General features: G+C 58.6%; 7 protein-coding genes. All 7 read left to right on the forward strand.

The features are described from left to right. Window positions 1-49 precede the first annotated feature (49 nt). The 7 genes from AB5Z14_RS04800 (at window position 50) to AB5Z14_RS04830 (ending at window position 6,507) form a co-directional block, all read left to right on the forward strand. Window positions 50-1,018 carry an SIS domain-containing protein gene (locus AB5Z14_RS04800; RefSeq protein WP_368130502.1) on the forward strand — a complete coding sequence of 323 codons (969 nt, stop codon included), beginning with the start codon at window positions 50-52 and terminating at the stop codon, window positions 1,016-1,018. Window positions 1,019-1,032: 14 nt separating this feature from the next. Then, window positions 1,033-1,896: a PfkB family carbohydrate kinase gene (locus AB5Z14_RS04805; protein ID WP_368130503.1), complete on the forward strand. Its 864-nt coding sequence runs from the start codon at window positions 1,033-1,035 to the stop codon at window positions 1,894-1,896. A 118-nt stretch (window positions 1,897-2,014) separates the two neighbouring features. Continuing rightward, window positions 2,015-2,815: a fructoselysine 6-kinase gene (gene frlD, locus AB5Z14_RS04810; protein ID WP_368130505.1), complete on the forward strand. Its 801-nt coding sequence runs from the start codon at window positions 2,015-2,017 to the stop codon at window positions 2,813-2,815. 27 nt (window positions 2,816-2,842) lie between these two features. Beyond that, window positions 2,843-3,703 (forward strand): amidohydrolase family protein, encoded by an 861-nt coding sequence (locus AB5Z14_RS04815; protein WP_195622404.1) that lies wholly within the window; start codon window positions 2,843-2,845, stop codon window positions 3,701-3,703. Beyond that, window positions 3,696-4,133: a secondary thiamine-phosphate synthase enzyme YjbQ gene (locus AB5Z14_RS04820; RefSeq protein WP_368130506.1), complete on the forward strand. Its 438-nt coding sequence runs from the start codon at window positions 3,696-3,698 to the stop codon at window positions 4,131-4,133. Before AB5Z14_RS04815 ends, AB5Z14_RS04820 begins: the two co-directional genes overlap by 8 nt. Before the next feature lie 41 nt (window positions 4,134-4,174). After that, window positions 4,175-4,984, forward strand: a complete 810-nt coding sequence (locus AB5Z14_RS04825; RefSeq protein ID WP_368130508.1) for a BtpA/SgcQ family protein — start codon at window positions 4,175-4,177, stop codon at window positions 4,982-4,984. Between the two features lie 5 nt (window positions 4,985-4,989). Next, entirely contained in the window at window positions 4,990-6,507 is a 1,518-nt protein-coding gene (locus AB5Z14_RS04830; protein ID WP_368130510.1) for an FGGY-family carbohydrate kinase, read from the forward strand. Window positions 6,508-6,737 lie beyond the last annotated feature (230 nt).

The following is a 6,737-nucleotide window of genomic DNA, read 5'->3' on the forward strand; positions in this document are numbered from 1 at the left end:
GATGCCGTTTACACCAGGCATCGCCGAGTAAACGAGAAAGGAATTGAGCATGAACGCACACGACCTCATTAAAGAAGCAATCGCCGAGAAGGGTAAGTTTGACAGCGTCTACTGGATTGCCTGCGGCGGCTCCATGATCGACTTGATTCCGGCTCATGAGCTCCTGCAGCGCGAGGCGACGACGTTCACCTCGTATATCTATACGGCCCGTGAGTTCGACATCATGCGTCCCCGTCGCCTGGGCGAGAAGTCTCTGGTCATTGCCTGCAGTCACAGCGGCAATACCCCCGAGGTCGTCGAGGGCTGCGAGATTGCCCTTGCCGCGGGCGCGACGGTGATCGCGCAGACCGATAACGCCGGTTCCAAGATCGATAATGGCAAGTGGGTCACCTGGGTGTACCCGTGGGGCGAGGGCGTTCCGCAGGCCGAAGTCCCTGCCGGCATCTCGCTGTCGCTCGCGGCCGAGCTGCTCGACCAGCAGGAGGGCTACGCCGATCTCGCCGACATGTATGCCGGTATTGCCGAAATGGATAAGATTTTGCCTCCCGCACGCGAAAAGGTAAATGCTGAGCTGGGCGATCGTTTTGCCAAGCTTTGCCAGGAGCATGAGTTCTTCTATATCCTGGGCAGCGGTCCCAACTTTAGCCAGACGTACGGCTTCGCCATCTGCTCGCTCATGGAGATGCAGTGGCAGCACTGCAGCTATATCCACTCTGCCGAGTACTTCCATGGCCCCTTCGAGGCTACCCAGGATGGCGTCTTCTACTTCTTGCAGATGGGCTCGAGCGAGTGCCGTCCTATGGACGAGCGCGCCCTGGCGTTCCTCGAGACCCATACCGACACGCTGATGGTGCTTGATGCCAAGGAGTACGGTATGGAGGCCGTGCCGGCGAGCGTTCGTTCCTATCTGGATCCGGTGCTGTTCTACGCTATGAACTGCGAGCTGCGTGCAGCGCGCGGCAAGGTGTTCGATCACGACCCCGATTTCCGCCGCTACATGGGCGTTGTTGAGTACTAGGAAGGATAGATACCATGGCTTTTAACGTTAATGCGCTCGGGTTTGGTGACAACGTCGTCGACCGTTATGAGCATATCCATACCATGTATCCCGGCGGCAATGCGGTGAATTTTGCCGTTTACGCCAAGAAGTGCGGCGCTGAGCGCTCTGCATATATGGGCATCTTTGGTAACGATGCCGCTGCCGAGCATGTGATTGCAAGTCTCGAGGACGAGGACATCGAGCTCGATAAGTGCGAGCAGCTCATTGGCGAAAACGGTGCGGCACGTGTGACCGTCATCGACGGCGACCGCGTATTCCTCGGCTCCAACGAGGGCGGCATCCGTGGCGATGCGCGCTATGTGCTCGATCGCTTTGATCTGGCATACATGAAGCAGTTCGACGTAGTCCACTCGGGCAACTACTGCTTTACCGAGCGCGAGCTCCCCAAGCTGAAGGCTGCGGGCATCACCGTATCGTTTGACTTCTCGGACGATTCCACCGATGAATACTATGAGCAGATTGCCCCGTTTGTCGACTTCGCCTTCTTTAGCGCCGCGGACGCTGCGAGCGAGGATGAGATTCGCGAGCGCCTCGCTTGGGTTAAGAACTTGGGCCCGCGCTTTGTGTCCGCAACGGCGGGCGCCGAGGGCTGCATCGCCTATGACGGCGAGCGCTACTATCGTCAGCTGGCAAAGCCCGTAACGGACATGAAGGACACCATGGGAGCCGGGGACTCGTTCCTGACTTCATTCCTGATGTGCTACCTCGATTCCGCCAAGCGCGGCGAGGACGGACCTGAGGCCATTGAGCGTGCGCTCGATTTTGCGGCAGGTTTTGCCTCGACCGTGTGCAGCATGGAGGGCTCTTGGGGTCACGGAGCTCCGATCGCCGAGTAGCCTGAGAAAGCGCTGGGCGGCTTGGGGCTGAGGCCTTGGCCGCCTGACGCGAGATTACATCGGAATTCGGATAGGGGCTCACCTTGGGTGGGCCCCTTTTTGATTGCTGGAGAAGACTATGGATATCAAAGCATGTGCAGCTGGCTTTTGCTGTGCGGACGTGTACCAAAACATCGGCGTGTTCTATCCGACTGGCAATGGCATCGACTGGGGTATCCACCTGGCGCGAATGGGCATATCGGTATCTGCGGTGTCGGTCGTCGGAAAGGACGAGTACGGAGACAAGATGCGCGAGGCGCTGGCTGCCGAGGGGTTCGACATCTCGCATCTTCGCGTGGAGGACGGCGATACCTCGGTGATGCTCATGGCGTTGAAGGACGGCGTCGACCGCGTACATCTCGAGGCGATTGACGGTGTTATGGAAACGTACCGGCCAAACGATGATGACCGGGCTTTTATCCTGGAGCACGATGTCATCCATACCGACCTGTTTGGAAACTGCTTAGACCTACTGCCCGAATGGCACGAAACGGGCAAGACCGTCGTCATGGACTTTTCGGTGTTCAGTCAAGATCCCGAATACGCCTGTGAGAACCATTTTCCTTACGTTGACTATGCCTTTATGTCGTTTGAGGAGGATAGCGCGGAGCTGCGCGACTGGGTGCGCCATGTGCAGGAGCTGGGCCCGCGCGTGGCAGTCGCCACACTTGGCGAGAAGGGAAGCATCGCCTATGACGGTGAGCGCTTCTATGAATGTGGGATCGTGCCGGCCGAGAAGGTTGTCAATACCGTGGGCGCCGGCGACTCGTATATCGCCGGATTCACCAAGGGTGTACTGGATGGGCTTGACGTGCCGGCGTGCATGCATGCCGGTGCCGAGCTTTCGTCCCGAGTCATTGGGTCGTTCGAACCGTACTAGGAATAAAAGCCTGGAAAGGAGTGCAAGATGGTAATCGATATGCTGGTCCAGCCCATGCTCTACGGCGAGATCTATACGCCAGGCGACGAGCCAGACGGCTTTGGTTTTTGGGAGCGTGAGTTTGGCATGGGGCACATGGGCCCCATGGACTGGGATGAGCTCGTGGCCGAAATGGATGTCTGCGATGTGCGGAAAAGCGTGCTCATGCCGCTCGATGTGACCACGGCGTGCGGCGGGCACTTTGGCACCAACGACCAGGTTGCCGCGCTTGTTGCCGCGCACCCCGATCGCCTATGGGGATTCGCGAGCGTGGACCCGCAAGTGAGTGGCGCCGCCGATGAGCTGGAGCGCGCCTTTACCGAGCTGGGGGCCAAGGGGCTCTGCCTGCATCCGGCAAAGCAAGGTTTTGCGCCCGATGATGCCGTGGCCGAGCCGCTCTACAAGCTCTGTGAGCGCTACAACAAGCCGGTGGTTTTCCATGCCGGTATGTCCTGGGAGCCGGGTGCGGAGCTTTCGCGAAGCCACCCGCTTGCGTTTGAGCACACCATCGCAACGCATCCGGATGTGCGCTTTAACCTGACGCACTTTGGCTGGCCCTGGGTGCGCGAAACCGTGGCGATGCTGCTCAAGTATCCCAATTGCTATACGGACGCCTCTATTACCTATATCGATTCGCCCGAAGAAATGATGCAGCGGCTCTTCACCGTCGATATGGGACCGCTGTGGTATGAGCGTGCCCTGTCTCATCAGGTGATGTTTGCCAGCAATACGCCACGCTTCCGCGCCTTCAAGCTCAAGCGGGCGCTTGATACTGTGCCCATGCGCGATGAGGCGCGGGAGAATCTGTATTCCGGTACGGCGCTGCGTTTTCTGAAAGGTGATGAGTGACATGGTGACACTCGAGACATTGAGCTATCTATCGACGGCGCCCGACCAGTTCATCGATATCACAGAAGATGTGCATGCCGCCATCGAGCGTAGTGCGGTGACCGATGGACTGGCAGCGATTATTTTGTCGCATACGACTTGCGGCATCGTGGTGAACGAGGGGCTTCCGTGCGTGGAGACCGATCTCATGGAGACGCTCGATCGCATTGCCCCGCCCGATGCCCCCTATGCGCATGCTCATTTCTTGCCGAGCTATGGTGCCACGGGCAATAACTCCTGTGGTCATATCAAGAGCATGATTTGCGGCAATAGCTGCTTCTTCCCCGTTCAAGACGGCCACATTGTATGTGGCGGGGCCCAGAACATCTACCTTGCGGAGTTCGATGGACCTCAGAAGCGAAAAGTGTTCGTTGAGGTGCTGGGCGAGTAGCAGTTGATGTCTGTGAGTCGGCGAGCTAAAGGAGATTGACCATGTCGTTTATGGCTTCGATGTTTGGGACCGAGAAACCGGTAATTGGCATGCTGCATCTGCAGCCGCTGCCTGGCGATCCTCTGTATTATCCGGGCGGCAGCGTTTCGTGCGTGATCGATGCCGCCAAGCGCGATCTCGAAGCGCTGCAGTCGGGTGGTGTGGACGGCATTCTGATCACCAATGAGCTGTCGATGCCCTACGAGCAGCATGTGTCGGCAGTGACCCTTGCCGCTATGGGGCATGTCATCGGAGCTCTTGCCGCAGATTTCTCGACCCCTTGGGGTGCAGAGGCTATTTATGACGGCGATGCCACGATCGAGCTGTGCGCCGCCGTTGAGGCACAGTTTACACGCTGCAATTTCTGCGGTGCCTGGGCTGGCGATCTTGGCCTGATCAATCGTGACTTTGCGCACACCATGCGCCGCCGTGCCGCCCTGCGTCTGGATGACCTAAAGATGTTCCATTTCATCACAAGCGAGGGCGAGGTGTACCTTAACGACCGATCGACTCCCGATATTGCCGATTCGCTGGTATTCAACTGCCTACCCGACGCCCTTGTTATTGGCGGGTCTGCTGCCGGGCGCGGCGCTTCGGGCGAGCTTGCCGACGAGGTGCGCGTCCGTGTTGGCGATGTGCCGGTGGTATGTGGAACGGGATGTCGCGAGAATACCGTTGCAGACGTGTTTTCGCATTATGATGGCGCGTTTGTCGGTACCTGCCTCAAGCGAGACGGCAAGCTCGACGCCCCTGTCGAAGCCGAACGGGTCGCGCGGTTCATGGCTGCCGCCCGTGCCGCGAGAGGGGAGTGAGCGGCATGCCGTACTATCTTGGCATCGACATTGGAACGAGTGCGTCCAAGGGCGTGTTAATTGATGCGGAGTGTCAAATTGTGGCGCAGGCATCTTGTCAACATGAGACCGAGAACCCTCAGGATGGTTGGTATCAGCACGATGCAGAAGCGATTTGGTGGGGTGATTTTTGCCGGCTGTCTCGCGAGCTTATCGAGCGCGCGGGCATCGAGGCGAACCAGATCCGCTGCGTAGGGTTGTCGGCTTTGGGCTGTGATTGCGTGCCGGTCGATGAAGATTGCCACGCCTTGGCTCCGGCAATTCTCTACGGGGTCGATGCTCGCTCGAAGCCGCAGATTGACGAGCTTCTTTCCGAATATGGTCCCGATCGCGCTCGCCAGCTCTTTGGACACGATCCGTGTTCGTCGGATATCGCCCCTAAGGTCCTTTGGTTTAAGGAGAATATGCCCGAGGTCCATGAGCGGGCGGCGAAGTTTCTTACGGCTTCGTCCTATCTATGCGCCAAGCTTACCGGCAGGTTTACGATCGACCGTTACCTTGCCGAGGATTTCCTTCCCTTATACGATCGTGAGACGTGGCAGGTTAATGAGCGCGGGTGCGCGCGGTTCTGCCGTCCCGACCAGATGACCGAAGTCATGGCGGCGACCGATATCGCCGGCGTAATCACGGATCGGGCGGCGGTTGAAACCGGTCTTGCCAGGGATACGCCGGTGCTTGTCGGAACAGGCGATTCGGGCGCCGAGGCGATTTCTACTGGAGTGTTCTGCCCCGGGGACATGATGGTGCAACTCGGGAGCACGGCCTACTTTATCTATTTGGCGGACCATATGGTCGATGACGCTCGTCTATGGCCAGGGACATTCATCATCCCCGGAACCTACGGCATCTGCGCCGGGACCAATACAGCAGGTGCGTTGACGGCGTGGTTGCGACGCGAGTTGTACCGCGATGTCATGGATGCCGAACACTCCGGCGGCCCCGATGCCTATGAGGTCATGGCGCACGATGCCGGGCAGGTAGGTCCTGGAGCAGATGGCCTGCTGTGTCTTCCATACTTTGCGGGCGAGCGCACCCCGCTCAACGATCCCGAGGCGCGTGGCGTGTTCTTCGGTCTGACCGAAAGGCATACCCGGGGCCATATGGTCCGCGCGGCTTTGGAAGGGATCGCCTACACTGTTGCGGCTCATGTCGACATCATCGAGCGCGAGCACGGGCTTCCCATCGAGCGCATCATGCTCGTGGGCGGCGGAACTAAGAATCCGGTATGGATGCAGGCGATTGCCGATGTCTGCGGTCGTGAGGTCTCGGTTGCGAAGGTTACGGTGGGCGCATGTTTTGGCGATGCTCTTATGGCGGCACTTGCTGGCGGCGCCTATTCATCATGGGGTGAGCTTGCCCGGGTTCTTGGGGTCGCGCAAACGATCGAGCCTGATATGGACGCTCATGAGCTGTACGCATCGCGCCGCCATATCTTTGATGAGCTATATGCGCGAAATTGCGACCTTATGCACGAATTGGTGTAGCGCCGTCGAATTGCCCCACGCTCTTATGGGGGCTGCGTTGTGCGATTCGCATGTTCCTTGAGGGTCGTGGGCAAAAAATGCCAAATATGAGTACTGTCACAAATTTAGTAGCAGCAAAATTTGGCTCTTGAGGTCCAAGTTGAGTGTCTGCGGAGGTAGCGCGCAGAGATGTGGTGTAAGAGGCGGGGCATGCCCCGCCTCTTCCCTTTCTTGAAAGGGAGGGGACACCG

This window comes from Collinsella aerofaciens (assembly GCF_040910265.1).
GTDB lineage: Bacteria > Actinomycetota > Coriobacteriia > Coriobacteriales > Coriobacteriaceae > Collinsella > Collinsella aerofaciens_BK.